This is a genomic window from Acidovorax sp. LjRoot66 (assembly GCF_964253305.1).
Taxonomy (GTDB): domain Bacteria; phylum Pseudomonadota; class Gammaproteobacteria; order Burkholderiales; family Burkholderiaceae_C; genus Acidovorax.
In genome coordinates this window covers 2,423,608-2,448,018 of the sequence record NZ_CAXUQU020000001.1, presented here as the reverse complement: position 1 = coordinate 2,448,018, position 24,411 = coordinate 2,423,608, and the positions used below count along the sequence as shown (strand labels likewise).

Annotated in this window: 23 protein-coding genes; 11 read left to right on the top strand and 12 right to left on the bottom strand. The window is 68.6% G+C overall.

What is annotated here, in order from left to right:
* The first annotated feature begins 442 nt into the window (after window positions 1-442).
* The 9 genes from ACSQ3Y_RS11365 (at window position 443) to ACSQ3Y_RS11325 (ending at window position 11,130) form a co-directional block, all read left to right on the top strand.
* The gene (locus tag ACSQ3Y_RS11365; protein WP_436177349.1) at window positions 443-1,339 is read left to right on the top strand and encodes an amino acid ABC transporter substrate-binding protein; all 897 of its coding nucleotides are present in this window, start codon (window positions 443-445) and stop codon (window positions 1,337-1,339) included.
* A 128-nt stretch (window positions 1,340-1,467) separates the two neighbouring features.
* A complete protein-coding gene (locus tag ACSQ3Y_RS11360) occupies window positions 1,468-2,784 on the top strand; it encodes an HD-GYP domain-containing protein (RefSeq protein ID WP_436177348.1) in 1,317 nt (438 codons plus the stop codon).
* 127 nt (window positions 2,785-2,911) lie between these two features.
* Window positions 2,912-3,751 carry a presqualene diphosphate synthase HpnD gene (gene hpnD, locus ACSQ3Y_RS11355; RefSeq protein ID WP_057200976.1) on the top strand — a complete coding sequence of 280 codons (840 nt, stop codon included), beginning with the start codon at window positions 2,912-2,914 and terminating at the stop codon, window positions 3,749-3,751.
* 23 nt (window positions 3,752-3,774) lie between these two features.
* Window positions 3,775-4,587 (top strand): hypothetical protein, encoded by an 813-nt coding sequence (locus ACSQ3Y_RS11350; protein ID WP_057200977.1) that lies wholly within the window; start codon window positions 3,775-3,777, stop codon window positions 4,585-4,587.
* Window positions 4,584-5,888, top strand: coding sequence for a hydroxysqualene dehydroxylase HpnE (gene hpnE / locus ACSQ3Y_RS11345; protein ID WP_436177347.1), 1,305 nt, complete (start codon window positions 4,584-4,586; stop codon window positions 5,886-5,888). Before ACSQ3Y_RS11350 ends, hpnE begins: the two co-directional genes overlap by 4 nt.
* A 155-nt stretch (window positions 5,889-6,043) precedes the next feature.
* A complete protein-coding gene (locus ACSQ3Y_RS11340; RefSeq protein WP_436177346.1) occupies window positions 6,044-7,057 on the top strand; it encodes a Bug family tripartite tricarboxylate transporter substrate binding protein in 1,014 nt (337 codons plus the stop codon).
* Between the two features lie 43 nt (window positions 7,058-7,100).
* Window positions 7,101-7,766, top strand: a complete 666-nt coding sequence (locus ACSQ3Y_RS11335) for a response regulator (RefSeq protein WP_057200979.1) — start codon at window positions 7,101-7,103, stop codon at window positions 7,764-7,766.
* Window positions 7,767-8,635: 869 nt separating this feature from the next.
* Entirely contained in the window at window positions 8,636-10,081 is a 1,446-nt protein-coding gene (locus tag ACSQ3Y_RS11330; RefSeq protein ID WP_436177345.1) for a sensor histidine kinase, read from the top strand.
* Window positions 10,078-11,130 (top strand): Bug family tripartite tricarboxylate transporter substrate binding protein, encoded by a 1,053-nt coding sequence (locus tag ACSQ3Y_RS11325; RefSeq protein WP_436177344.1) that lies wholly within the window; start codon window positions 10,078-10,080, stop codon window positions 11,128-11,130. The genes ACSQ3Y_RS11330 and ACSQ3Y_RS11325 overlap by 4 nt, the downstream gene beginning before the upstream one ends.
* Before the next feature lie 83 nt (window positions 11,131-11,213).
* On the opposite strand, the gene ACSQ3Y_RS11320 is transcribed toward ACSQ3Y_RS11325, so the two are convergent.
* From ACSQ3Y_RS11320 to ACSQ3Y_RS11310, 3 genes are all read right to left on the bottom strand, one after another.
* Window positions 11,214-12,194 carry an FHA domain-containing protein gene (locus ACSQ3Y_RS11320; RefSeq protein ID WP_436177343.1) on the bottom strand — a complete coding sequence of 327 codons (981 nt, stop codon included), beginning with the start codon at window positions 12,192-12,194 and terminating at the stop codon, window positions 11,214-11,216.
* Window positions 12,191-13,507 carry a S1 family peptidase gene (locus ACSQ3Y_RS11315; protein ID WP_436177342.1) on the bottom strand — a complete coding sequence of 439 codons (1,317 nt, stop codon included), beginning with the start codon at window positions 13,505-13,507 and terminating at the stop codon, window positions 12,191-12,193. The genes ACSQ3Y_RS11320 and ACSQ3Y_RS11315 overlap by 4 nt, the downstream gene beginning before the upstream one ends.
* A 275-nt stretch (window positions 13,508-13,782) precedes the next feature.
* Window positions 13,783-14,100 (bottom strand): hypothetical protein, encoded by a 318-nt coding sequence (locus tag ACSQ3Y_RS11310; protein WP_436177341.1) that lies wholly within the window; start codon window positions 14,098-14,100, stop codon window positions 13,783-13,785.
* A 260-nt stretch (window positions 14,101-14,360) separates the two neighbouring features.
* Between ACSQ3Y_RS11310 and ACSQ3Y_RS11305 the strand changes: the two genes are divergently transcribed.
* On the top strand, window positions 14,361-14,894 hold the full coding sequence (locus ACSQ3Y_RS11305; RefSeq protein WP_436177340.1) for a hypothetical protein: 534 nt from the start codon (window positions 14,361-14,363) through the stop codon (window positions 14,892-14,894).
* Window positions 14,895-15,011: 117 nt separating this feature from the next.
* On the top strand, window positions 15,012-15,728 hold the full coding sequence (locus ACSQ3Y_RS11300) for a DUF899 family protein (protein WP_436177339.1): 717 nt from the start codon (window positions 15,012-15,014) through the stop codon (window positions 15,726-15,728).
* Window positions 15,729-15,750: 22 nt separating this feature from the next.
* Here ACSQ3Y_RS11300 and ACSQ3Y_RS11295 read toward each other — a convergent pair whose 3' ends face one another.
* The 9 genes from ACSQ3Y_RS11295 to ACSQ3Y_RS11255 all read right to left on the bottom strand — a co-directional run bounded on the left by ACSQ3Y_RS11295 (window position 15,751) and on the right by ACSQ3Y_RS11255 (window position 24,357).
* On the bottom strand, window positions 15,751-16,923 hold the full coding sequence (locus ACSQ3Y_RS11295) for an ATP-binding protein (RefSeq protein WP_428001856.1): 1,173 nt from the start codon (window positions 16,921-16,923) through the stop codon (window positions 15,751-15,753).
* A gap of 83 nt (window positions 16,924-17,006) precedes the next feature.
* Complete coding sequence (locus ACSQ3Y_RS11290) at window positions 17,007-18,518, bottom strand: M14 family metallopeptidase (protein ID WP_436177338.1); 1,512 nt, start codon at window positions 18,516-18,518, stop codon at window positions 17,007-17,009.
* 60 nt (window positions 18,519-18,578) lie between these two features.
* Entirely contained in the window at window positions 18,579-18,791 is a 213-nt protein-coding gene (locus ACSQ3Y_RS11285; RefSeq protein WP_057200989.1) for a DUF2788 domain-containing protein, read from the bottom strand.
* Window positions 18,788-19,627, bottom strand: a complete 840-nt coding sequence (locus tag ACSQ3Y_RS11280) for a DUF2189 domain-containing protein (protein WP_436177337.1) — start codon at window positions 19,625-19,627, stop codon at window positions 18,788-18,790. The genes ACSQ3Y_RS11285 and ACSQ3Y_RS11280 overlap by 4 nt, the downstream gene beginning before the upstream one ends.
* Window positions 19,628-19,711: 84 nt before the next feature.
* Window positions 19,712-20,461: an HAD family hydrolase gene (locus ACSQ3Y_RS11275; RefSeq protein ID WP_057264185.1), complete on the bottom strand. Its 750-nt coding sequence runs from the start codon at window positions 20,459-20,461 to the stop codon at window positions 19,712-19,714.
* Between the two features lie 110 nt (window positions 20,462-20,571).
* Complete coding sequence (locus tag ACSQ3Y_RS11270; protein WP_436177336.1) at window positions 20,572-21,678, bottom strand: LacI family DNA-binding transcriptional regulator; 1,107 nt, start codon at window positions 21,676-21,678, stop codon at window positions 20,572-20,574.
* Window positions 21,675-22,661 carry a 2-hydroxyacid dehydrogenase gene (locus tag ACSQ3Y_RS11265; RefSeq protein WP_057200992.1) on the bottom strand — a complete coding sequence of 329 codons (987 nt, stop codon included), beginning with the start codon at window positions 22,659-22,661 and terminating at the stop codon, window positions 21,675-21,677. Before ACSQ3Y_RS11265 ends, ACSQ3Y_RS11270 begins: the two co-directional genes overlap by 4 nt.
* Window positions 22,658-23,617: a sugar kinase gene (locus ACSQ3Y_RS11260; protein WP_436177335.1), complete on the bottom strand. Its 960-nt coding sequence runs from the start codon at window positions 23,615-23,617 to the stop codon at window positions 22,658-22,660. The genes ACSQ3Y_RS11265 and ACSQ3Y_RS11260 overlap by 4 nt, the downstream gene beginning before the upstream one ends.
* Window positions 23,614-24,357: a sugar phosphate isomerase/epimerase family protein gene (locus ACSQ3Y_RS11255; RefSeq protein WP_436177334.1), complete on the bottom strand. Its 744-nt coding sequence runs from the start codon at window positions 24,355-24,357 to the stop codon at window positions 23,614-23,616. The genes ACSQ3Y_RS11260 and ACSQ3Y_RS11255 overlap by 4 nt, the downstream gene beginning before the upstream one ends.
* Between the last annotated feature and the right edge of the window lie 54 nt (window positions 24,358-24,411).

Genomic DNA, 24,411 nt, shown 5'->3' with positions numbered 1-24,411 from the left:
TGTTACATGCGGTAGCCCGGCGCTCCCAGTGCTTTGCCGATGCAGTGGCTGGTTCAGGTGCCAGGCCGCCACAAAAACCCGGCGCGCAGAGGCATCCCGGCTAGAACCGACAAGCCCAGGGTGGCCCCCCTGAGCAGCAGGGGTTGCACCCGGCAAGACCGGTGGTCCGCAGCCAGGCGTTCTGCCGATGAACTACCCCGGAACGACCAATGCGTCGTGTCCGCTCACTGGTATCACAGCAATCAAGCGCAGCCAGCCCGCCATGTGGCGCAATGCCGACGCCTGGGCAGCGAGAAAGTGGCAAACCTGCCTGAGCCCCATCACAATCCGCGCACTGCTGGGCTAGCCCATGCAATGCCCACAAGGCATGTTTTGGGGTGCGCGTCTTCGGGCGCCTTTTTTCATCGGGCATCCACCCGACTCCTTTTCTTCTCTTCCTTCCATGAAATCTGTTTCGATGCTGCGCCACGGGGCGCTGATGGCGGCCCTGTTGCTGACCAATGCAACCGCCTGGGCCGAAGACACGCTGGCGCGCATTGCCAGCGCGGGCGAGCTGCGCCTGGGTCACCGCGAAAAGTCGCTGCCCTTCTCGTACAAGGACGCCGCGAGCGGCAAGGTGCAGGGCTACACCGTGGACATCTGCCTGCAGATCTATGAGGAGATCAAGAAGGAGTTGAAGCGCCCGGACCTGAAGCTCAAGTACCTGCTGGTGGACGGCAAGAACCGCATCAGCGACGTTAAGGACAACGTGGTGGACCTGGAGTGCGGCGGCACGGCCAATACGGCGGCGCGGCAAAAGGAGATCGCCTTCAGCCACCACATCTTCGTGGCGTCCTCGGCCTTCCTGGTGCGCAAGAATTCGGGCATCAAGACGCTGGACGACCTGCAGAACAAGAAGATCGCCGTGCAGGGCAAGACCACCAACGAGAACCTGCTCAAGGCCAACGAGCGTACCTTCAACCGCAAGTTCAACTATGTGTCGGTGGACAGCACGCTCGACGCCGTGAACGCGCTGGCCAAGGGCGAGGCCGACGCGGCCTTTGCCGACGACGCGGGCATCTGGATCCCGCTGACGCGCCTGGGCAAGTCCATGGACGACTACCTGTTTCTGGAAAAGCGCCTCTCGGTGGAGCCCTACAGCATTGGCCTGCGGCGTGAGGACCCCAAGTTCAAGGAGCTGGTGGACCGCGTCACGCGCCGCATGATCCAGGGCGGCGACATGCTGACGCTGTACAAGCGCTGGTTCAGCTCGGACCAGGGTACGCTGCCGATGAGCATCTTCATGAAGGAAGCACTGCGCAGACCCAGCGATATTGGCGTCGAACAGATCGCTTTCTGATTCAATCAAAATGACGGGGGGATTGATCCGCGTCAAGCCCACGCTCACTTCCTGACATCTGGCCAAATTCAGGCGGGCGATGGACCCTGGTCGTTTTATAGTCGTTAGTAATAATTTGTAGCTATTACATGACGACGACAGATCCCCTTTTGACCACCGATGTGGACACGGGCGACAGCCCCCACTACCTGCGCGCGCTGACCGAGATGGCCGACGAGCGCACGGTGGTGGCGGGTGCGGCCATCTACACCAACAACGGGATCAAGCTGGTGGAAAAGGGCGCGCGCATCGACAGCCGCCTGTACGACCGCCTGGTGCAGCACAAGCTGCGCGAGCCCATCGACAAGCACCTGACCATCGACAACCCCGTGACGGTGGAGGCCCTGATTGCCACCGGCCAGGAGCTGGCGGCGCAGGATGTCCTGGTCAATCTGCTGGCCGAGGCCATCGGCTCCGCCGTGCGCCTGCTGGCACCGCTGCGCACCCTGCAGTTGCCCGGGCCCGTTGCCTGCAAGCTCACGGTGATGCGCGACAAGCGGCCCGAGCTGTACCAGCACGGTTTGCGCATGATGATGGTGGCGGTGTTCCTGGGCCTCAAAACCGGCATGCCCGAGCGCGATTGCGCCACGCTCGCGGCTGCCGCCCTGCTGCACGACCTGGGCGTGCTGCACATGGACCCGGCCTGGAACGACCCCGATTTCAAGGCGGTGGGCGTGCAGCGCAAGCACCTGGTGGCGCACCCGATCACCGGCATGCTCATGGTGCGCGACACCAACGCCTACCCCAAGGCGGCCGAGACGGCCGTGCTGGAGCACCACGAGCGCATGGACGGCAGCGGCTACCCGCGCGGCCTGGCGGGGGCCGACATCTCGCCCATGGGCCGCATCCTGCTGCTGGCCGAGGTGGTGGCCGGCTTCTACGAAAAATACGAGGACATGCCGGCGCAGCGCCTCTCGCTGGTGCTGCGGCTCAACCACCGCAAGTTCCCGGCCGCCCTAGTGGTGCACATATTGCCGCTGCTGCAGGAGGAGGTGGCCCGCGAGTCGGCCCTGATGCCACTGGGCGACGATGCGCCCCGCCAGGCCGAGCTGCTCGCAGATGCCTTCATCAAATGGGACGAGCTCAAGACCGCCCTGCCCCCGCCCGTGCTGAAGGCCATGGCCCCCAGCAGCGCGTTCGCGTTTGCCGACGCACGGCTGATGGCACTGCAGAAGGCCTTGGTGGAGGCAGGCTCGCACCCCCAGCACCAGGCGGACCTGATGGTCCAGTTGCAGGGCGACGCGATAGGCCTGGCCGAGGTCGCCCTGGTGGGCCGCGAAGCGCTGTTCCAGCTGCAGAGCGTGCTCAATGCCTGCCACCGCCGCTGGCCCGAACTGGACAAGCGCGCCACGCCCGGCGATGCGGCCGTGGCCAACTGGTGTGATTGGGCGGTGGAGCGGCTGTAACCCCTGGCGGCCAACGCATCTCCGTCAAAAAACATAGTTGCCCGTCCTTTGTGACAGGCGGGCTACCGCCACTACAACAACCCCCTCTGTGCCGGCACCCCGCCACGGCATGGGACAATCGGCCCCCATGACACCGCAGCAGTACGTACAACAAAAAGCCGTCGCTTCAGGAAGCAGCTTCTACTACGCCTTCCTGTTCCTGCCGGCGCCCCGGCGCGCGGCCATCACGGCGTTCTATGCGTTCTGCCGTGAAGTGGACGACGTGGTGGACGAAGTGAGCGACCCTGGCGTGGCCCGCACCAAGCTGGCCTGGTGGCAGGCCGAGGTGGCCAAGGCCTACGCCGGCCAGCCCACCCACCCCGTGATGCAGGCACTGATGCCGCTGGTGGCGGACTACGGCATCGAGCAGCGCCACCTGCAGGCCGTGATCGATGGCTGCCAGATGGACCTGGAGCAGACCCGCTACCTGGACTTTGCCGGCCTCACCCAGTACTGCCACCTGGTGGCGGGCATCGTGGGCGAGGTCACGGCACGCATCTTCGGCCAGACGGACGAGCGCACCACCCAGTACGCCCACACCCTGGGCCGCGCCTTCCAGCTGACCAACATCATCCGCGACGTGGGCGAGGACGCGATGATGGGGCGCATCTACCTGCCCGTGTCGGAGCTGCAGCAGTTCGACGTGAAGGCGCACGAGATCTTGAAGCGCCAGTATTCCGACCGCTTCACGGCGCTGATGAAGTTCCAGGCCGAGCGCGCGCACCGCACCTACGACGAAGCCCTCGCCCTGCTGCCCGACGCCGACCGCCGCGCACAGAAGCCAGGGCTGATGATGGCCAGCATCTACCGCACGCTGCTGCGCGAGATCGAGCGCGACAACTTCCAGGTGCTGCACCAGCGCATCCGCCTCACACCACTGCGCAAGTTCTGGCTGGCGTGGAAGGTGCAGGCGCTGGGGCGCATGTAGTCCATCGCCACGGGAAACCCGCCATGAACCGGTCTGCGCCTCCCTCGTTCAGCACGCGCCTGGTCGCTGCCGCCTTGCTGGCACTCGCCATGGGCGCCACCGCCCTGCCCCAGCCCGCACACGCCTTCTGGGGCCTGCTGGGCAAGGCCGCCAGCGGTGCCGGCAAGGCGGCTGGCGGTACGGCAGGCAAGGCCGCCGGGGCAGCAGGTGCAGCCGGGGCCGCTGGCGAGGCTGCCGGTACGGCCGGCAAGGCGGCGGCTGCCGGTGCAGGCGCCGCCACGCTGGCCGACGATGCCGCACGGGCGGGAGGCAAGGCAGCAGGCAATGCCGACGCTGCAGGTGGCGCTGCCCATGGGTTCAGCGCCGTCAATGCGGCGCTGCCGCCCGAAGTGGCCATGTACCTGGCCAAGCCCGCCGCCAGCCTGACGGGGACCGACACGGCGGCCATGATGAACCTGTACCAGCGCATGGTGGCGCAGGCGGGCAAGACCGGCGATTTCAGCGTGATCGAGCGCATGCCCCAGGTGCATGGCGCCAGGACACTGCCGCAGTCTGCCAACCCCGTGCCGGTCAAGGCCGGTGCCACGGCGCAACAGCCATCGCCGGTGGCTGCCGCGCCCTCGCCATCGGCGGCCGCCGAGATGAGCCTGGCCGGGCTGCGCCTGCTCGCGCATGCCGGATCGGCCGGCCACCGCGCGGCCCAGAACGAGCTGCGTGATCGCTGCGCAGACCCGGCCGTGCTGCGCACCGCACCGGCCGATGTGCAGGCGCAGTGCAAGGCAGCGCTGGCGACCAGGCCTGCCGCCGCAGCCAAGCCCCGGCCTTCCGCTTCATGAAGATCGCCGTCGTCGGCGCGGGCTGGGCCGGCATGGCCGCGGCCATCGCACACGCGCAGGCCGGCCACGCCGTCACCGTGCTCGAGGCCGCACGCACCGTGGGTGGCCGCGCCCGCGCGGTACCGGCCACCCTGCCCGACGGCACGCCCGCCACGCTGGACAACGGCCAGCACATCCTCATCGGTGCCTACACCGAAAGCCTGCGCCTGATGCGCCTGGTGGGCGTGGATGCGGGTGCTGCCCTGCTGCGCCTGCCGCTCACGCTGCAGTTCCCCGACGGCACGGGCCTGGCCCTGCCCGACCTGGCCCCACCCCTGGACGCCTTGCTGGGCATCGCGCGTGCGCGCGGCTGGCGATGGCGCGACAGGCTGGCACTGCTGCGCGCGGCCAGCGGCTGGCAACTGGGTGGCTTTCGCTGCGCGCCACACACCTCGGTGGCGCAGCTGTGCGCCGGCCTGCCCCAGCGGCTGATCGCCGAGTTCATCGAACCGCTGTGCGTTTCGGCCCTCAACACCCCCGCCCACGAAGCCAGCGGCCAGGTGTTTCTGCGCGTGCTGCAGGACAGCCTGTTCAGCGGCCGCGGCGGATCGAACCTGCTGCTGCCGCGCGTGAACCTGGGCGCACTGTTCCCCGAAGCCGCAGCACACTGGCTGGCAGCGCAGCACGGCGGTGCGGTGCATGCCGGGCAGCGCGTGCAGGGCATCGCGCAGCAGGCCGATGGCCGCTGGGAAGTGCACGGCACGGACTTCGCCGGCCCCTACGACCACATCACGCTGGCCTGCCCGCCCTGGGAGGCCAGCCGCCTCATCGCCGGCGCCACGGGCCTGCCAGCGGCGCGCGATGCAGCGCGCCAGCAGTGGTGCGCTGCGGCCGATGCGCTGCGCTTCGAAGCCATCACCACCGTTTATGCGCATGGCGCAGGGGCGCGCCTGGCGCAGCCCATGCTGGCGCTGCGCAACACGGCAGAACACCCCGCGCAGTTCGTGTTCGACCGCGGGCAGCTTGACGGCCTGCACGGTGTGCTGGCCTTCGTGGTGAGCGCCAGCACCGGCGAGCGCGCGGTGGTCACCGGGCAGGTGCTGCGCCAGGCCGCCGAGCAGTTGGGATTGCCATCGCTGCAGCCCCTGCAGACCGTGGTGGAAAAGCGCGCCACCTTTGCCTGCACGCCCGGCCTGGCACGCCCCGGCATGCAGGTGGCGCCGGGCCTGGTGGCCTGCGGCGACTATGTGGACGGACCCTACCCCGCCACGCTGGAAGGTGCGGTGCTGTGCGGCACGGCAGCGGCTGCACTGGCCCGCTGAACACCGGCTGCGGGTAAACCCCGAGACTGCAACTGCCTCAAAAGCACAGCATGGGCGCCGACTGACAGCATTCCGAAAGCCGGCCCGCGCCACCATCGGCGCAGGCCATTTTTTTTCTTTCGGGCCCCCTTGCTTTCTGACGGAGACAAACCACCATGCATTCCCCCTACGACCCGATTCTGTCCCTCCACGCCACGCGCCGCCAGCTCCTGGCTGCCACAGGCGCGCTGGGCCTGTCCGGCCTGCTGCCGGGCCTGGCCCAGGCGCAGGCCGCCTGGCCCTCCAAGTCCATCCGCTTCGTGGTGCCCTTCGCGCCCGGTGGCAGCTCCGAAATCGTGGCCCGCTCCACGGCGGCCGAGCTCTCCAAGACCCTGGGCCAGAGCGTGTTCGTGGACAACAAGCCCGGTGCGGCGGGCAACATCGCCATGTCCGAAGTGGCACGTGCGGAAGACCAGCACACCCTGATCCTGGGCCACATCGGCACGCTGGCGGTGAACCCCTTCATCTTCGACAAGCTGCCCTACGACCCGAACAAGGACTTCAAGCCCGTGAGCCTGCTGGCCAAGGTGCCCAGCCTGTACGTGGTGCACCCCGACGTGCCTGCCAAGAACCTGCGCGAGTTCATCGCCTACGTCAAATCCAAGCCCGGCAAGCTGAGCTATGGCTCGGCCGGCAATGGCAGCGCCGGCCACCTGGCGTTCGAATACCTCAAGATGACGGCCGACGTGTTCATGCTGCACGTGCCCTACCGGGGCACCGGCCCGATGCTGACCGACCTGCTCTCGGGCCGTGTGGATGCCTCGGCTGTGGGTGCCGCGGCCATCCTGCCCTTCATCAAGTCGGGCAAGGTGCGCTGCATCGCCACTGGCTCGGCCAAGCGCCTGCCGCAACTGCCCGACGTGGGCACGGTGGCCGAGCAGGGCTTCCCCGGCTTCGAGATGACGCAGTGGTACGGCATGCTGGCCCCGGCCAACCTGGCGCCCGCCAACCTCGAGAAGCTGGCCGCCGAAACCGCCAAGGCCGTCAAGTCGCAGGGCTCGCTGGATCGCCTGAACGCCGACGCGGCCGAAGCCATTGGCGATACGCCAGCGCAGTTCGCGCAGTTCATTGCGGCCGAGCAGGCGCGGTGGAAGAAGGTGCTGCTGCGCGCCAAGGTGAAGCCAGACTGAGAACCCCGCCGCACTGCCGGCGCACGGGTAGCATCCCACCACCATGCGCATCCTTCTGGCCGAAGACGAACACACCCTGGGCACCTGGCTGAGCCGGGCGCTGGAGCACGCGGGCATCCAGGTGGAATGGGTGACCGACGGCCGCCTGGCCGACCGCGCGCTGCAGCAGCGCGACCACGATGCCCTGGTGCTGGACCTGGGCCTGCCCGGCCTGGACGGCCACGCCGTGCTGCAGCGCCTGCGCGCGCGCGACCAGCGCCTGCCCGCGCTGATCCTGACCGCCCGCGACTCACTCGACGAGCGCGTGCGCTCGCTCAACGCCGGGGCCGACGACTTCCTGGCCAAGCCCTTCGAGCTGGCCGAGCTGGAGGCCCGCCTGCACGCCCTGGTGCGCCGCGCGCGCGGCACCGAGCACCCGCGCCTGGCCTGCGGGCCGCTGGTGTTCGATGGTGCGCGCAAGCAGTTCGTGCTGCATGGCGAGCCGCTGGCCTTGTCACCGCGCGAGCAGGCAGTGCTCAGGGTGCTGGTGCAGCGCAGCGGGGAGCCGTTTTCCAAGCAGCAGATTCTGGAGCGGGTGTTTTCGGATGATGAGGATGTGCATCCCGAAGCCGTCGAGGTGTTTGTGCACCGGCTTCGCAAGAGGCTGGATGGGAGTGGGGTGAGGATTACTACGCTGCGTGGGTTGGGGTATGCGTTGGAGCAGGAGTGATGCCTGTGTTCTTCATTTTTCACCGCTGGAAATTGCCCTGATGACCGGTGGTTGCTTCGGTTGTTTTGGTTCAGGGCGGAGGCCGGGTCTCGGCCCGGCGGCCGAGGTACTTGTTCTTTGCTTCGCCAAAGAAAAGTACCCAAAAGAAAGGCGACCCCGCTGCCCGTGTCCCCCTCGCCGAGGGCGAGGTGGCAGCCTGCGATGCTCGGGCCTGGGGTGCACCGCGGAACTCGCTGCGTTCCCCCTGCGGGTGAACTCCGCTCAAACAACCGCGGTGAGTCAGACAACGATGCGCGTGTCCTTCGGCACGCGCTCACCCCAGGCCCTGCGCTTCTCGGCACGGTCAGAAGGGGGTGGGAGCGGGCTCCATACGGGCCATTGCTTCGCTCGGCCAGGTGTGCCGTCGCTGCGCTCGGCCTGGGCAGGGTCTTCATGCCCAACCGTCGGCAGCGCACAGCGCGAACCGACACCAGGCGCGGCTGCGAAGCAGCAGCCTTCTTTGACCCCGCTCCCCACCCCTTCTGGCTGCGCCGAGAAGCGCAGGGCCTGGGGTGGGTGCGTGTGCCGCAGGACACACGCACTTCGTCCTCTAGCTTGCCGCAGCTGTTTGAACGGAGTTCGCCCGAAGGGAGAACGCAGTGAGTTCTGCGGCACCACCCCAGGCCCGAGCATCGCAGGTTGCCCCCGTTCGCCCGACAGGGCGTACGGGGGACGCAGACTGGGGGTCGCCTTCTCTTTGGTGACTTTCTCTTGGCGACTCAAGAGAAAGTTACTGCGCCGCCGGGCGCACATCCCGGCTCCCGCCCTAAAAAGAAGCACAGAGCGACCACTCGCAGAGCCATCCTTCCATCCGTCAGCAGACAACTGAGATGGCTCAAACAACACCGTCCAGCACAGCCCCCAGCAGTCCCTGGGCCAGGCTGCGCCGCACCAGCCTCTGGCGCCTCCTGGCCCTCCTCCTACTCCCCGTCCTGACCCTCGTCACCTGCGTGGAACTGTGGATGACAAGGCACGACGCCCTCGAAGCCGCCAACGCCGCCTACGACCGCTCCCTGCTAGGCGCGCTCAAATCAATAGACGCCAACATCTCCACCGCCTCCGGCGGCCTGTCCGCCGAACTCCCCTACACCATGCTCGAATTCTTCGAGCTCACCGCCAGCGGCCACGTGTACTTCCGCGTCGCCTCGTCCGACGGCCTGGTGGAACTGGGCAACGCCGACCTGCCCCTGCCCCCCGGCACGCTGGAGCCCGGCGTGCCACGCTTCTACGACGCCACCTACTTCGGCGAATCCGTGCGCCTGGCGGCCTACCGGCGCATGGTGGATGCCACGGATGGCGCCATCCCAGCCACGGCAGACGGCCCGGGCAGCGTGCTCGTGCAGGTGGCCGAGAGCACGCAGTCGCGCCAGGAATTCACGCGCCGCTTCGTGCAGCGCGCGGCCCTGCGCGATGGCCTGGTACTGGCCCTCATGCTGCTGGGCGCCGCAGCCACGCTGGCGGTTGCGCTGCGCCCGCTGTCGCGCCTGGCGCGTGGCGTGCAGGAGCGCAGCCCCGACGACATGACCCCGATTGCCGACACCGACCTGCCCGCCGACATCCGCCCCCTGGTGGCGGCGGTGAACGAACAGATGGCGCGCACCCAGGCGCTGGTGGCGCAGCAGCGGCAGTTCCTGGACGATGCCTCGCACCAGTTGCGCACGCACCTGACCACGCTGCAGATGCAGATCGACTATGCGCGCCGCGAGCCCGACCCCACGCAGGTGCAAGACGCGCTGGCCGCCATCGGCGGCGAGATCGCGCGCGCCACGCGCAGCACGCAGCAACTGCTGGCCCTGGGCCGCAGCGACACGGCGGCAGTCGAGTTGGCGCCCTTCGACCTGGCCGCACTGCTGCGCACCGTGGCCCTGGAGCTGCTGCCCCAGGCACGCGCCAAGCAAATCGACTTCGGCATCCACACGCCCACCCCGGAGTTCATGGCCGTGGCCGACAGCGGGCTGCTGCGCGAGGCCCTCACCAACCTGGCCGCCAACGCCATTGCCTACACACCCGCGCACGGCACCATCACCCTGTCGGCCGCCGGCGACGCCCTGGGCTGGAGCGTGAACGTGGAGGACAACGGCCCCGGCATGGCGCCCGAAGAACGCGCCGCGCTGGGCCAGCGCTACCGGCGCGGCTCGCAGGCAGCGGCCGGGGGCTCCGGCCTGGGCCTGGCGATTGCGCGCTCCATCGCCGAGCGGCACCGCGGCGCGCTGCGGCTGGAGGCGCGGGCAGGTGGCCCGGGCCTGCTGGCCATACTCTGGTGGCCCAAGCCATGAACACGACGACAGCACAGAGCCCCATCGATCACGCGGCACCCGTCCCACGCCGCCATGCGCTGCGCGCAATCGCAGTGGTACTGGGCGGTGGCATCACAGGGACTGCCCACTCCGCACCACCGGCCGATGCCAGCACCGAGCCCGGTGAATGCGTGGCCCCCTCCAAACCCGGGGGTGGCTTCGGACTCACCTGCGGGCTGGCAGCCGATGCCCTGCAGGCCGTGCGCCCGGGCCGCACGCCGTTGCCCACCCGCTTCCTGCCAGGCGGCATCGGTGCCGTGGCCTTCGACCAGGTGGCCACGGGGCGTCTGGGCGGGCCGGGCACGCTGGTGGCCTTCTCCAGCGGCTCGCTGCTCAACATCGCACAGGGACGCTTCGGCCCGCACCCGGTGGGCACTGTGCGCTTCATCGCCACGCTGGGCACCGACTACGGCGTGATCGCCGTGCACCGCGATGCGCGCTGGCAGAACCTGGCGCAGGTGACGGCGGCGCTGCAGCGCGACTCGGCACGCGTGGTCTTCGGTGCCGGGGGCACCATCGGCAGCCAGGACTGGATCAAGGCCGCGCAGCTGGTGCGCGCGGCGGGGCAGGACCACAAGAAGATGCGTTTCGTCGCCTTCGAGGGCGGTGGCGAGGCGCTCAAGGCCTTGAAAGGCGGGCACCTGGACATCTTCACCGGCGACGCGGCCGAAGCCATGCAGGCCGCTGCCCAGGGCCTGCCGCTGCGCTTTCTGGCCGTGCTGGCACCCGAGCGACTGCAAGGCACCCTGGCCGGCCTGCCCACCGCACGCGAGCAGGGCGTGGACCTGGTCTGGCCCACCGTGCGCGGCCTGTACATGGCCGCCACCGCCCCCGAGGCCGCCGTGCGCGCCTGGACCAGCGCCTTCGAGACCGCCATGGCTGCACCCGGCTACGCCGCACTGTGCAGCCGCTTCGGCCTGTACCCCTTTGCCCTCACCGGCGCGGCGCTCGACAGCTTCGTGCAGCGCAGCCTGCAGGACTACCGGCGCATGGCCCAGGACCTGGGGCTGCGCACCTGGCCCCGTTGATCCGTTGTTCCGTTGGTCGCACCACCCATACTGCCTGCGACGCAGTCCAGCCAGAACCGCTTCGCTGAATTTTTGACCCGCTCTTATTCGTCCTGCGCCTGACCGTCATCACGCAGCCGGCGATCCAGCTTGCCACGCAGCGACTCGGTGTCTTTCAGGAACTGGTCTACGGGCACGGCCGGCGCCACGCGCAGGCCTGGCGGGAACAGGCTGCTCATGTACAGCCGGTTCGACAGGCGCATGTTGTTCAGCCACTGCGCACCCAGCCACGACGGCAATCCCAATGCCACCAGCGCAGCCAGCGTCCAGGCCAACCCCACGCGGCGGCGCGGCAGCACCGTTGACAGGTGGGCATACAACGCCCCCGCCAGCAGCAGCGCCACGAGCACATTGGCAAACCGCGAAAAGGATTCCAACGAGAAAGTGAACGCCACAAAGTTCGCCACCAGGTGCACCGCATCCACCGCCAAGGCGGCAGTGCAGGCGATGCGCACATGGCGCCAGAACCGAAGCTGGCCGCCGAACACTTTGCTGGCCACCGCCCATGCGCCCGACCAGACGCCCAGGCTGGCCAGCAGGCCAAGCACCATGCCAGGAACAGACTTCAGATACTGCGACGCGTCTCGGGCCTCCAGCCACGCGGACCCCAATGCCGCAGCCAGCACAAGCACCATGAGCGCTGCCGTGGTGGCCACCGTGCTCCACGGAAACTGTGGCAGTGCCTGTTCGTCGGCGATGGGGGCATCGGCCAGGCGCAGCGTGACGTGGGTGTGGCCCAGGTCGATGGGCGTGCCGCCAGGCCAGTCGAAGCGCTCGCCCTGGGCGTAGTGCTTGCGCTGCAGGCGTGCGCCATTGCGGGTGTGCAGGACCTCCACCTGTACCGCGCGCGGGGCATCTTCCAGGCGGTCGATGCGCAGGTGCGCAGGCGCGACGAACGGATCATCGAGCACCAGGTCACAGTCCAGGCCCCGGCCCACCGTCACGGGCCAGCGGGTGATGGGCGCGCGTGCCAGCAGTGCGCCGTGGCGGTCAAAGGCTTCGATGAGGCCGAGGGTGGGCATCATGGTGCGGCCTCCCAGCGAAACGCCTTGAGGTAGTGGCTGGCCAGCTTCATGCCGTTGTCAAAAGCGATGCCTTGCACATCCAGGCGGCCCAAGATGCCTTGCGTGGTCTGGTTGACCGAGGCGGTCAGCACGGTCATGTTGTACAGGCCGTGCAGCTTGCGGTAGGCCGACATGCAGACCACCGCCCGCAGCGGCAGGCTGCCGGAGTCCACAAAACGTTCGCTGCATTCAACGGCGGTCTGGTGGCGGTTGCCACGCGTTTGAAACCGCTCGTTGGCAAAGCTTTGCGAGAACACCCGGGCAAACCGCGCCGCGCTCAGGGTGGGGGCGTTATAGGCCTCATAGGCAAGGCGCACGGTGCCGGTGCTGTAGTCGCCGGCCACCACATCGCTGTCGGCCTGGCACTGCGTACGTTCCAGGTTCAAACCCGGAAAGTTCGGGTCGCGCCCCGATCCCCAGCACCGCGCCAGCGCGTCATCGGGCACCGGCACCCGATAGTTGCCGTGGCGTTGCTCACGAAATGGCGCTTTCAGAAACCGCTCGGTCAGCACCTGCTGGTGCCCTGTCAGTTGCCTTGTCATCTCCGCGTACGCGGGCTGCATGATGGGCTCTGCGCTGGCCGCGCGCTGCACCAGCGCCTGGGCAAACTCGGCGGGGATCAAGAAGCTGACCTGCTCGCCATCGAGCCGCTTGGCCACGTTGACGCCCAGCACCCGCCCCGAATCGTCCACCGAGGGGCCGCCGCTCATGCCGGGGTTGAGCGTGCCGCCAAAGAAAATCCGCGGATAGAAGCTGCGCCGCACCAGCCCGTTGTAGGTGCCCTCTGTGACTGCAAAGCCGATATCCAGCGGGTTGCCCAGCGAGTAGATGCGCTCGCCCTGTGCCAGGGCCTCTGCGGCGGGCCGAAAGCTCAGCACCGGCGCCGCTGCGGTGCGGGCCTTGGCGCGCAGCACCGCCAGGTCGCGCTGCACGTCGAACGCCAGCAGCTCGACCTCGCCCTCCTGCCCCTCCATCGTGACGTACACGCCGCGGTAACGCTCGGGCTCCAGCGCCAGCTGGCTGGCCACATGGAAGTTGGTGACGATCAGGCCGTCCGCAGAGACAAAGAACCCTGAGCCGATCGACGCCTGGGTGTCGGCATTGCGCAGCAGCGTACGGATCTGCACCAGTTTGTCGCGCGACAGCTCATAGATGCGCCGGGCATCCCGAGACAGGGGTGCAGCGGGCACAGCTGCGGCACCGGCAGCCGCCGCTGCCCCCGATGCACCCACGCTGCTGTCCACCGGCTCGACGCCCGCTGCAGCGGGCGGCATCGCTTTGGATGCCGGCGGCGCAGGCAATGCCGCGCCTGTGGCGCGAAGGGCAGGCGCGCCGGCGGTCGCAGCCACGGCCGTGGGGGCAGTCGCGGGGTGGGGTGCATTTTGGGCGTGGGCCACAACAGCACAGGCCAGCACAAGAAGGGGTGCTGCGGCACGCCGCAGCGAGCAGGTCAAAAGGAAAGGCATCGCGGCATTCTATTGACGCTCTGCACCGCACCCACGCTGTACGGGCAGTTCAGGGTTGCGGCCCATCCAGGCGGACATCGCCCTTACAAGGTGCGCCCCAGTGCCCCCAGCAACGTGGCGCTCACCTCTGCGGCATCGGGCGTGTCGAACTGCATGTTGTGCTGGTCCGTCATCGGGCCGTGGCCCGGCTCCATGCGTCCGTCAGCGTCGTAGCCCATGGCCTTGAACTTCCAGGTCCCACCCACCTTTTTGAGCGAGCCCACATGTGCGCCAGTGGCCGTGTGCACGGCCACCACGGCGGCGTTGAGGGGCAACAACTGCAAGGGGCCCGCCACGGGGCCGGGCGGCACGTGGAAGAAGGTGGGTTTGAAGGCAGGCGGCTGGGGTGGATTCAGGGGCATGGGGGTGTTTGTAACTCAAGGACCTGGGGCTGCACCTGGCCGCGATGATCGATGGCCTGTTGGTTGACAAAGCGCGCCGCTGCAATCACCCATTTGTGTGAACTACTGCGCACTTACCAAATAGTAAAAGTCTGCAACCGCGCGCCAAAGCGCCGATGCGTGTGGATACTGGCGTCTCCACAAAAACCGGCTCAACGACGAAGGGAGGCCAGGGCCCACAACAGGCCCCGGCTGGATCGCTCGTGATGTGCCCGACCACCATGACATCCTGGATCGCCACTCTGTGCCTGGCTGCGGCTTCGGCACTCACCGCCACGGCCGCCAGCGCAGCCACGTTCACCATTCCCGATGCGGGCGTGTCGTTCAACGCGCCCGAAGGCTTCACCCAGCTCAGCGCGGAAGAGATCGGCAGCAAATACCCGTCCAACCGCGCGCCCAACTTCGTGGTGGGCAACGCCCGGCGCACGACCACCATCGCCTTCGACCTCAAGCCCCAGGGCCTGCCCAAGGACAAGCTACCCCAGGCCAAGGCCTCGTTCGAAACCCTGTTCGACCGCATCATTCCGGGCATCGAGTGGAAGGAAAAGAAACTCCTGGACATGCAGGGCCAGCAGTGGATCTACTTCGAGATGACCTCGCGCGCCATCGACACCGACATCTACAACATCATGATGGTCACCCCCCACCGGGGCAAGATGCTGGTCTTCAACTTCAACTCCACCAAGAGCGAGTTTCCGGCGGTAGAGAAAGAGCTCAGAAAGAGCCTGCAGACAATTTCGGTGGGTGGTGAATAGCCCACCCACCAATCCCGAAAGCTCGCCAGGCAGGCGGGCGTTTCTCCTACCTCCGGTCACCAGGCATGCGGGCATAGTCGAACCTCCACAGGCCCACCACAGCCCAGGAGAGCGACCATGACGACGACCAATGCCGAAATCGCCCTGAAGCCAGCAGCGCAACTGGCTGAAAAAGCCAAGACCCCTTTCCCCGGCGCATCCCCCGAATACGAGGCCGCGCGCCAGGCCCTGCTGGCCGAGGAGATCGAGTTCCGCCGCCACATGACGCGCCTGGTTGCGCAACGCCAGGCACTGCCTCCGGGCCCGGTGATCACCAAGGACTACCGCTTCGAGGACGAGCAGGGCTTCGATGCCAGCCTCATCGACCTGTTCGGCGACAAGGACACCCTGGTCACCTACTTCTGGATGTACGGCCCCCAGCGCCAGCGCCCCTGCCCCATGTGCACCAACTGGCTTGGCGCGGTGGAAGGCAATGCCGCCGACATCAAGCAGCGCGTGGCCCTCAAGATCCTGGGCCGCTCGCCCGTGGAACGCCAGTACGCCTTTGCCCAGGAGCGCGGCTGGCGCGACCTGAACTTCGTGCAAACCGTGGGGGACGACTATGCCAAGGACCTGGGCATCCTGATGGACGATGGCAGCGAGTACCCGGCACTGGTTGTATTTCAACGCGACGGGGACCAGGTGCGCCTGTTCTGGGCCAGCGAGATGACAAAGGAGATGGCCGACCCGGGCCAGGACCCGCGCGATGCGCCGGACATTGCGGCACTGTGGTCGGTGCTGGACTTGACGCCTGGGGGGCGGCCCAAGGACTGGTATCCGAAGCTGAAGTATTGAGCAGGGTGTTCTGCCCGGGAGCTCAGTTTTTCACGATACCGGCAGGCGACGCAGTCAGCGCCCTGCGCTCGCGCCACGCCTGCTGCACGAAAGGGTCCGTCACCGCATAGGTGCCATGCCCCTTGCGCACGATGAGGTTGGCGTCGCGCAGTTCTTCCGACACGCGCTGCACCTGGTCAGCCGTGACCTCACGGCCCACGGTGGCCGCATAGTCGGCGAGGGCGTCGGCAGTGAACAGGCCGGTCGCATCCCCCTCCACGCGCGCCACGCGGTCGAAGATCGCGCCGGCGAGCACACCCAGGTCTTCGAGCTTGCGCAGCTCCACATCGGCGGCCGCGCCCTTGAGGGTGGAGGCGATCACGGGCAGCAGACGGTCGGCCTCGGCCGGGTCTTCGCGCTGCAACTGGCGCAGGGCGCGGATCAGTTCTTCGGGCCGGCGGCCCAGCAGGTTGAAGGCCGCGGTGGCCACGGGCAGGCTGGGCAACACGGGGGCGCCCTCCTCAGCAATGCCCTGCAGCACATAGGCCACGTAGTCGCCGTCGAGCGTGGGGTATTCGACCGAGGTGGCACCTGCAAAGGCGTGCTTGCCCTGCAGCGTCATGCCCACCACCTGGGCGCGGTGCGAGCCGGTGCCGATGAAGAGGAAATGCCCTGGGGTGTCGGGCCGCGGGTTGATGGCATCGCGCGCGGCCTTGATGGCCAGCAGCATCTGCGCGCCATCGTCGCCGGCCAGGGCCTGCTGCACCTCGTCCACGATCAGGACCAGGTCGGTGCGCGCCAGCTCGATCACCTCGGTGAGCGCCTGCGCAAGCGTGACCCCGCCCTTGGCGCCCACCTCATTGAGCTGAAAGCCGAACTTGAAGCCCGCCGCCCCCATGTCCACGCCCTTGAGCCGCGCCAGGCGGCCCAGCACGCCCGAGCCCGGCGCCTGCAGGTCGGCCAGCGCACGCCGGATGGCCGCGTGCACCAGGGTGGCCGGGTCGGCCTTGGTGTCGGCCCACAGGTCGACATAGATCACGATGGCGCCTTTGGCCTCCAGCGCAGGGATCAGGTCCTGGCGCAGGAAGGTGGTCTTGCCGGTGCGCCGCAGGCCCGACAGGAACAGGCCCGAGCGCAGCCCCTGGTCGAGCAGGCCGGGCTCAAGCAACTGTTTGGCCATCTGTTCGGCCAGTGCGGGGCGGTGGAAAAGGTCCATTTAGCGGATTTTAGTCAAAACCGATAATTAGTACAAATCGCTAAAATCAACAAAATCAGCCGATTGCTTCTCCGCAGTGCGCCTCAGACCGCCGTGAGCACCCGCCACACGGTCAATTCTTCGCCCGCCACCGGCTCGGCCACGATGCCATTGGCTACCACGCCATCGTCGCTCTCGGCCTCGCAGGCCACCACCGCGATGGCGCCGTAGCGCTGGCCGGTGGGCACCACGCACCAGCCTTCGGGCAGGGCACGTTGCGTGCGCTGGTGGCTGGCCTGCCAGTGGGTGCTGGCCTGGGCTTCGAGGATGGCGGGGCCGGGTTCGGCCACTGGGTGCTGCATCACGGGCACTTCCACTTCCAGCACGGTGCCGGCCGCCACGGGCGTGGTCCGCAGGCCATGGCCCTGCAGCCAGTCGGCTACGGCCTGGGGCATGGCGTAGGCCCAGGGGCGCTGCACGGTGGCCGTGGGCACGAAGTGGGCGTAGTGCGGCACCTGCACGCTGATGGGGGCGCCCGTCAGTGTGTAGGGCTCGCGCGTGAGCACTTCCACGGTGGTATCCGGCACGGCTTCGAGCGCGTAACGGATGGCGATCTGCTCGGGTGGCTCCGCGCAGGCAGCGAGCAGGTCGACGATCTCCTGGCCGTGGGCGGCGGCATAGACCAGGGCCTCGCGCAGCACTGCATAGGTCACCTCCACGCGCTCCTGGTAGCTGATGTACGAGTACGCCTCCAGCAGCACATCGAGCCGGTTGGTCAGGCCGCGGTAGTTGCAGCCAAAGCGCGGGTGGTGGGTGTAGGTGATCCAGCCCTGGCCCTGGCCGCCCTCGTCGCGCACGAAGTTGCCGTACCAGAAGGTGTCCAGGCCCTCAGTGCGCTTCACTGCGGCCTGCACGGCGGGCATCATGCGATCGCGCATGTAGGCCACGGGTTCGGCGCGGCCCGTGTGTTCGGTGTGCGGGATGTCGTAGGTCAGCGCAAAGCGGTGGATGGAGCCATTGGTGGCATGGCAGTCCAGCGTGAGGTGCGGGTTCCAGGGCTGGCACACGCGCTGCTGCAAGAGGCGCATCTCGGGCGCCTGCTGGCGCATGTAGTCGCGGTTGAGGTTCACGCCTGCGGCGTTGGTGCGCGTGCCCACCAGGGCCGGGCCGTCCTGCCCGCGCAGGTGGGCGATGTCCAGCGGCCGGTGGTCGGCGCTCATGCGGTCGTTGCCATCGGGGTTGAACAGCGGCACCACCACCAGGACGCAGCGCGCGAGAAGTTCGTCGCCATGGTCGCCGCGCAGCAGGTTGCGCACCAGCATGAGCACGCCCTCCTTGCCCTCCACCTCGCCGGCATGGATGCCGCAGATGATCAGCACCACGGGCAGGCCGCTGGCCTGCGCGGCCTCGGGCGTGTGGTGGCCCTGGGCCGACAGCACCAGCAGCGGCAGTTGCCGCCCTTCGGGCGAGGCACCGAAATCGCTGACGTGCAGGCGCGGATCGCCCAGCGCCGCCAGGCCCTGCACATAGGCCATCACGTCGGCGTGGGTGGATGTCTCGGTATAGGCGCTGGTTTCGGCGCGGGTGAGCAGTGGGGTGGTCGTGGATGAAGACATGGCCCGGATGTTAGAGCCAGTTGTGCCAAGCGCACCATCACCACTTTGTCGCAAACGGTCTCACCGCTCCAGCCACCACTGGATCAAGACCTTGGCGATGAAACCGATGAAGCCCACGCCCAGCCCCAGGAACAGCACGAAGGTGCCGAAGCGCCCCGCCTTGGACTCCCATGCCAGCTGACCGATGATGAACAGCATGTAGGCGATGAAGGCGCCTATGCCATAGGTGAGGAAGAAGCCCGAGATCTGCGCCTCGGTGAAGCCGAAGATCATGGCCGCTCCATCGTGTCGGCAGCATCGCGCTCCGGGAGGCCCGAGGCATCGACCAGGTCGCGGTAGGCATGCCAGCTCGCATGGCCCAGCATGGGCATCACCGCGATCAGCCCGAGCAACAGCGATGCCAGGCCCAGCAGGGTGAAGCCCAGGATCAGCGCCGCCCACAGGGCCATGGGCAAGGGGTTGGCCAGCACCGCCTGCCAACTGGTCAGCACGGCCTGGCGCAGCGTGGCACGGCGGTCGAGCAGCAGCGGCATGGCCGCCACGCTGGAGGCGAAGATGGGCGCCGCCAGCAGACTGCCCAGCGCCAGCCACAGCGCGAACAGGCGGCTGTCGGGCGCGAGCACCACGTGGTGCATGAAATCGAGCGGCGTGAGTATGGGCACGGGTGCCAGCAGCGTGATCAGCGCCGCCGAGGTGATGACCCAGCCGGTGGCCGCCAGCGCCAGCAGCAGGCCGAACTGCACCAGGCACCAGTAGCCGTGGCCACCCCATCTGGCGGGGTGGCTGCGCTGCCAGTCGCGCCAGGTGCGGCGCACCAGGGCCAGATTGGCGGGCTCGCCACGCTCCAGCGCCCGGCTCAGCGCATACAGGCTGGTGGCCAGCACCGGCGCCACCACCAGAAAGCCCGACAGCGCACCGGCCAGCAGCCAGAAGCGGTGGTGCGCAACCGCCAGCAGCACGCCACCGAACAGCGCCACCGCCAGGCCGTGCGCAAAGCTGAGCCAGCCGGTGCGTACCATGTCGCGCCAGGCCAGTGCCAGCCAGGCCAGCGGCTGCATCAGGCCGATGGAGCGCACGGGCGGCAGGAACGGACGGGGCTTTGGGCGCATGGTGGCCCGAGTCTCGCGCGCAGCCGCAAGCCGCGTCTTGATCTGCGACAAGAAAATGCCGCACCGAGCGACGGCAGGCGCGCTTCAGCGCTGGGGTGGCTCCGCCGGAACTACGGGGATTGCAGCCAACAGCTCGCGGATGGCCGTGAGATTACCCACCGTGGCATGCGGCGGCTCGCCATGCTTGTCATGGGCCCAGGGGTTATTCGGCGTGTTGAGCCAGATGGCCTGCATGCCGACAGCAAGAGCCCCCTGCACGTCCAGCGCGGCATCGTCGCCCACGTGCAGCACCTCGTGCGGCTGCACCTGCGCGGCACTGGCGGCGGCGTGAAAGATGCGCGCATCGGGCTTGGCGATGCCGAAGGCGGTGGCGCTGATGCTGGCCTTGAAATAGTGGCCGATGCCGATGCGGTGCACGTCGGCATTGCCGTTGGACAAAGCCACCACCGGGTAGCGCGCGGCCAGAAAGGCCAGCGTGTCGTGCGCGTCGGCGAACAGCTCCACGCGCTGGCGCTCGGCAAAGAACAGGTCGAACGCGGGCTCGGCCAGGGTGGGCTCATCGCCCGCCTGGGTGAGCGCCAGGCGGATGGACTCGCGGCGCAGCGCGCTCAGGTCGTGCAGCAGGTCGGGCCGCAGCGTCACCATCTGGTTGCGGATGGCGCGCAGCGCCTGGGTGTCGGAAAACAGCGCGGCCGTGGCGGGTGCGTGGTCGGCGAGCCACTGCAGCAGCACGGCTTCTGCGCGCTCGATGGTGGGCCAGATGGGCCACAGCGTGTCGTCCAGATCGATGCTGATGGCGCGGATGCGGGAAATATCCAAGGAGAGAGCAGGCATGGCAAACCACCCAAAAGATTCACGGCCCGGAAGCCCGGGCTGCGGCCAATCGGCCGCCGCGAAGGATAACGCAGCATCCGGCAGGCGGCGCCGCGCAGCACGCCAAACCCTTACCGATCGCCAGCCCCGCGCACTGCGGCCATGGACGACCCCCGCACCACCAGCTTGCCGGGCAGAAGGCGCTCCCGCGCAGGCGCCTGCAGGCCCTGCATGCGTTCGATGAGGCATTGCGCCGCACACCTGCCGATGGCATGGGTGGGCTGCGCCACCGTGGTCAACCCCGGCCCGATCAAGGGTGCCCATTCGGGGTCGTCGAAGCCGGCAAAGCCGATATCGCGGCCAAAGGCCCAGCCCAGCCGCACCATGGCGGCCGCCACCCGCAACGTGACCACGGAATTGCCCGCCACGACAGCGCCGCGCGCCCTGCCCCCGGCTCTTTGCCGAAGCGCCCGCAGGGCGGCATCCAGCACCTCGTCCGAGGCATCGACCAGTTCCAGCACCGCGCCCTGCACGCCGCCCCCGCGCTCGCGGATGCACTGCGAAAACGCGGCCGCCCGCTCCAGGCGCGAACTCACGCCCGCCAGGGGCTGGGTGACGTACAGCAGCTCGCTCCAGCCCCCATCGATCAGGTGCGTGCAGGCGGCGCGCATGGCGCCGGGGTTGTCCAGCGATACGAAGTCGGCCTCCAGGCCCGCATGCCTGCGGTCCACCAGCACCGCCGGCCGGCCGTGCAAAGAGCTCAGCTCGGCATGGCCCTCATCCTGCCCCTGGGTGTTGAGGATGAAGCCATCCACCTGGTAGCTCGCCAGGGCGTCGATGGCCCTGCGCTCGCGCTGGCGGTCATTGCCCAGGTTGAACAGCATCACCAGGTAGCCGGCCTCCTGGCACGCCTCTTCGGCCCCGCGCAGCACCGCCACGGAGAAGGGATTCGTGATGTCGGCCACCACCAGGCCAATCAGGCGCGAGCGCCCGTGGCTCAGGGCCTGGGCCATGGGGCTGGGCACATAGCCGAGCTGGGCGATGGCGGCCTCGACGCGGGCTGCGATATCGGGGCTGAGCAGGCGCTCGCGGTGGTTGAAGAAACGCGAGACGGTGGCCTTGGACACGCCGGCCGCGGCCGCCACGTCGGCAATGGTGGGCCGGTCACGGCCAGCCGTATCGACAGGGGCGGCGGCAGGCGCCTTGGCGGTGGGTGCGCGCGGCTTGCTGCTGCTCATGCGCCGATTGTCCCGTACACCGCAGTGGGCTTTTCGCCGGCCAGCGCCTGCAGCAGGTTCGTCGTCGCCAACCGGGCCATCGCATGGCGCGTGCCATGCGTGGCCGACCCGATGTGCGGCAGCGGCGTCACGCGCGGGTGGGTGCGCAGCGGCGAGGCCAGCGGCAAGGGTTCGGTGGCAAACACATCGAGCCCCGCTGCACGCAGCGTGCCGTGGTCCAGCGCCGCCAGCAGGTCGTCCTCGACCACCGTGGCGCCGCGCCCCCCGTTGATGAAGATGGCGCCGGGCTTCATCGCCGCGAAGGCCTTGGCATCAACCAGCCCGCGCGTGCTGTCCGACAGCGGCAGCAGGGCCACCACGATGTCCGCACGCGCCAGCAGGTTGGCCAGGGGCACATGCTCGGCCCGGCCCAGCAGCGTGGGTGCCTGCCCCGCCAGGTCCACAGCGCGGCGCGCGTGGTACAGCACCGGCATGCCAAACCCCAGTGCGGCCCGGCGCGCCACGGCCTGGCCGATGCGGCCAAAGCCCAGCAGGCCCAGCGTCTTGCCATGCACGTCGTCGCCGAACAGGTCTTCGCCGATGTTGCGGTCCCAGCGGCCCTCGCGCACCATCTGCGACAGCTCCACCACCCGGCGGCAGGTGGCCATGAGCAGCGCAAACACCGCATCGGCCACGGTCTCGTCGAGCACGCCCGGCGTGTGGCACAGCACGATGCCGCGCGATTGCAGGGCCTGCAGCGGGTAGTTGTCCACCCCTACCGAGATGCTGGAGATGGCCTGCAGCTGCGGCGCACGCGCCAGCAGCTCGGCGCTGATGGGAAAGCTGGCGCCGATGAGGCCATGGGCCTCGGCCAGCGCGGCATCGAACGCGGCGCGCTGCTCCGGCTGGCGCGGGTCGGCCACGGTCACCTCATGCACCGCCTGCAGGCGGGCCAGTTGGTCCGGCGGCAGGTCACGAAACACCAGCACCTGTTTGCGGCTCATAGGCCGGCCTGCTCCAGCTGCGCCCGCGTGGGCAGCCCCTCGGTATCGCCCAGCACCTGTACGGCCCGGGCGCCAATCCAGGCACCGCGGCGCACCGCATCGGGCACGCTGCGGCCTTGCAGCAGCGCGCTGATGACGCCCACGGCAAAGCCGTCGCCCGCACCCACGGTGTCCACCACCTCGGCCACGGGGAAGCCGGCGACATGCCCTGTGCCCGCCACATCACTGTCGAAATAGGCGCCCTGCTCGCCAAGCTTGACGACCACCAGTTTGGCTCCGCGTGCTCGGTAAAAGCCCGCCACGCCCTCGGGCGTGGTCTCGCCCGTGAGAAACACCCCCTCCTCCATGCCCGGCAGCACCCAGTCGGCAAAGCGCGAGAGCTCGTTGATCTGGTGCCGCATCACCTCGGGCGATGACCACAGCGTCGGGCGCAGGTTGGGGTCGAACGAGATGGTGCGGCCCGCGGCGCGCATCACCTGCAGCGTGCGCTGTGCCGCCTGCAGGCTGGTCTCCGAGATCGCCGCGAACACGCCCGTGGCATGCAGGTGGCGCGCACTGCGCAGCCAGGGTTCGTCCACATCGGCCGGGCCCATCTGGCTGGCGGCCGAGCCTTTGCGGTGGTATTCGACCTTCGGGTCGCGGCCATCGGTCACGCGCTCCTTGAACTGGAAACCCGTGCGCTGCGTGGCGTCGGAGGTCACGTGCGAGCAGTCGATGCCCTCGGCCTGCATGGTGGCCAGCAGCGAGCGGCCCATGGAGTCGGTGCCCAGGCGGCTGGCCCAGCCCACCTTCAGGCCCAGGCGCGCCAGGCCGATGGCCACATTCGTCTCGGCACCCGCCGTGCGCTTGTGGAAGCCCGTGGCATGCTCCAGCGGCCCCGGCTCGTTGGCCACCAGCAGCAGCATGGCCTCGCCGAACAAGGCCACGTCGAAGGTGGTGTCTGTTGCTGCGCTCATGCCTGCCTCCGTACATCGCGGATCACGGCCAGTTGCGCGCGCGTCACCGCCACCAGGTCGTCGCCGACCAGCGGGTACTCGATAGCGTGCGGCACGTCCGCAGGCAGCGCCCGCAGGATGGCACGCCAGGGCGCGATGGAATCGGCCAGGGGCACCGCCACCCATTTGCCGGGCAGGCGCTGCACGCCCTTGCAGTGTACGTAGCGCACGCGGTGGGCCAGGGCCTGTGCGGCCTGCAGCGGGCACTCGCCCTGCCAGTGCCAGTTGCCCATGTCGAAGGTCATGCCCAGGTCCAGCCCTGCGCGCTCCTGCGCCACGAAGAAGGCCTCCATGGCCGCCAGCGTGCCGGCCGTGGCGGTTTGGTCGTTCTCGATCACGAGTTCGGCCGGCGCCTGTGCGAGCAGGTCCTTGAGGCGCACCAGCGAGCCGTGCGAGCCCGTGCCAAAGCCGCCGATGGCCATCTTCAGGCGCGGCGCGCCCAGGGTGCGCGCGGCCGCCATGCCACGGGCCAGCGCGGCTTCGTCCAGCGCACCGTCCATCGCCCACAGCCCTTCGGGGCTGGAGTACACCGCTGCCTTGCCCGCCAGCGCTGGCAGCTCGGCCGCGGCGTCGCGCAGCATTTCGCCGCGCACCTCCACGCCGTCGGCGCCGGCCTCGCGGGCCAGTTCAGTACACCACAGCTGCCCGTGGCGCCCCACTTCGGCAGCGCCGAAGGAAGAAAGGGAAATAAGTACCTTCATTGGCTGCATTTCATTTTTCATGCCCGCGCGCCCAGGGCGCTGCGGCGCAGTGCG

What these genes read in the sequence shown, in the direction of transcription:
- ACSQ3Y_RS11365 (WP_436177349.1), top strand. Translation starts at nt 443, where the DNA reads ATGAAATCTGTTTCGATGCTGCGCCACGGGGCGCTGATGGCGGCCCTG.
- ACSQ3Y_RS11360 (WP_436177348.1), top strand. Translation starts at nt 1,468, where the DNA reads ATGACGACGACAGATCCCCTTTTGACCACCGATGTGGACACGGGCGAC.
- hpnD (WP_057200976.1), top strand. Translation starts at nt 2,912, where the DNA reads ATGACACCGCAGCAGTACGTACAACAAAAAGCCGTCGCTTCAGGAAGC.
- ACSQ3Y_RS11350 (WP_057200977.1), top strand. Translation starts at nt 3,775, where the DNA reads ATGAACCGGTCTGCGCCTCCCTCGTTCAGCACGCGCCTGGTCGCTGCC.
- hpnE (WP_436177347.1), top strand. Translation starts at nt 4,584, where the DNA reads ATGAAGATCGCCGTCGTCGGCGCGGGCTGGGCCGGCATGGCCGCGGCC.
- ACSQ3Y_RS11340 (WP_436177346.1), top strand. Translation starts at nt 6,044, where the DNA reads ATGCATTCCCCCTACGACCCGATTCTGTCCCTCCACGCCACGCGCCGC.
- ACSQ3Y_RS11335 (WP_057200979.1), top strand. Translation starts at nt 7,101, where the DNA reads ATGCGCATCCTTCTGGCCGAAGACGAACACACCCTGGGCACCTGGCTG.
- ACSQ3Y_RS11330 (WP_436177345.1), top strand. Translation starts at nt 8,636, where the DNA reads ATGGCTCAAACAACACCGTCCAGCACAGCCCCCAGCAGTCCCTGGGCC.
- ACSQ3Y_RS11325 (WP_436177344.1), top strand. Translation starts at nt 10,078, where the DNA reads ATGAACACGACGACAGCACAGAGCCCCATCGATCACGCGGCACCCGTC.
- ACSQ3Y_RS11320 (WP_436177343.1), bottom strand. Translation starts at nt 12,194, where the DNA reads ATGATGCCCACCCTCGGCCTCATCGAAGCCTTTGACCGCCACGGCGCA.
- ACSQ3Y_RS11315 (WP_436177342.1), bottom strand. Translation starts at nt 13,507, where the DNA reads ATGCCGCCCGCTGCAGCGGGCGTCGAGCCGGTGGACAGCAGCGTGGGT.
- ACSQ3Y_RS11310 (WP_436177341.1), bottom strand. Translation starts at nt 14,100, where the DNA reads ATGCCCCTGAATCCACCCCAGCCGCCTGCCTTCAAACCCACCTTCTTC.
- ACSQ3Y_RS11305 (WP_436177340.1), top strand. Translation starts at nt 14,361, where the DNA reads ATGACATCCTGGATCGCCACTCTGTGCCTGGCTGCGGCTTCGGCACTC.
- ACSQ3Y_RS11300 (WP_436177339.1), top strand. Translation starts at nt 15,012, where the DNA reads ATGACGACGACCAATGCCGAAATCGCCCTGAAGCCAGCAGCGCAACTG.
- ACSQ3Y_RS11295 (WP_428001856.1), bottom strand. Translation starts at nt 16,923, where the DNA reads ATGGACCTTTTCCACCGCCCCGCACTGGCCGAACAGATGGCCAAACAG.
- ACSQ3Y_RS11290 (WP_436177338.1), bottom strand. Translation starts at nt 18,518, where the DNA reads ATGTCTTCATCCACGACCACCCCACTGCTCACCCGCGCCGAAACCAGC.
- ACSQ3Y_RS11285 (WP_057200989.1), bottom strand. Translation starts at nt 18,791, where the DNA reads ATGATCTTCGGCTTCACCGAGGCGCAGATCTCGGGCTTCTTCCTCACC.
- ACSQ3Y_RS11280 (WP_436177337.1), bottom strand. Translation starts at nt 19,627, where the DNA reads ATGCGCCCAAAGCCCCGTCCGTTCCTGCCGCCCGTGCGCTCCATCGGC.
- ACSQ3Y_RS11275 (WP_057264185.1), bottom strand. Translation starts at nt 20,461, where the DNA reads ATGCCTGCTCTCTCCTTGGATATTTCCCGCATCCGCGCCATCAGCATC.
- ACSQ3Y_RS11270 (WP_436177336.1), bottom strand. Translation starts at nt 21,678, where the DNA reads ATGAGCAGCAGCAAGCCGCGCGCACCCACCGCCAAGGCGCCTGCCGCC.
- ACSQ3Y_RS11265 (WP_057200992.1), bottom strand. Translation starts at nt 22,661, where the DNA reads ATGAGCCGCAAACAGGTGCTGGTGTTTCGTGACCTGCCGCCGGACCAA.
- ACSQ3Y_RS11260 (WP_436177335.1), bottom strand. Translation starts at nt 23,617, where the DNA reads ATGAGCGCAGCAACAGACACCACCTTCGACGTGGCCTTGTTCGGCGAG.
- ACSQ3Y_RS11255 (WP_436177334.1), bottom strand. Translation starts at nt 24,357, where the DNA reads ATGAAGGTACTTATTTCCCTTTCTTCCTTCGGCGCTGCCGAAGTGGGG.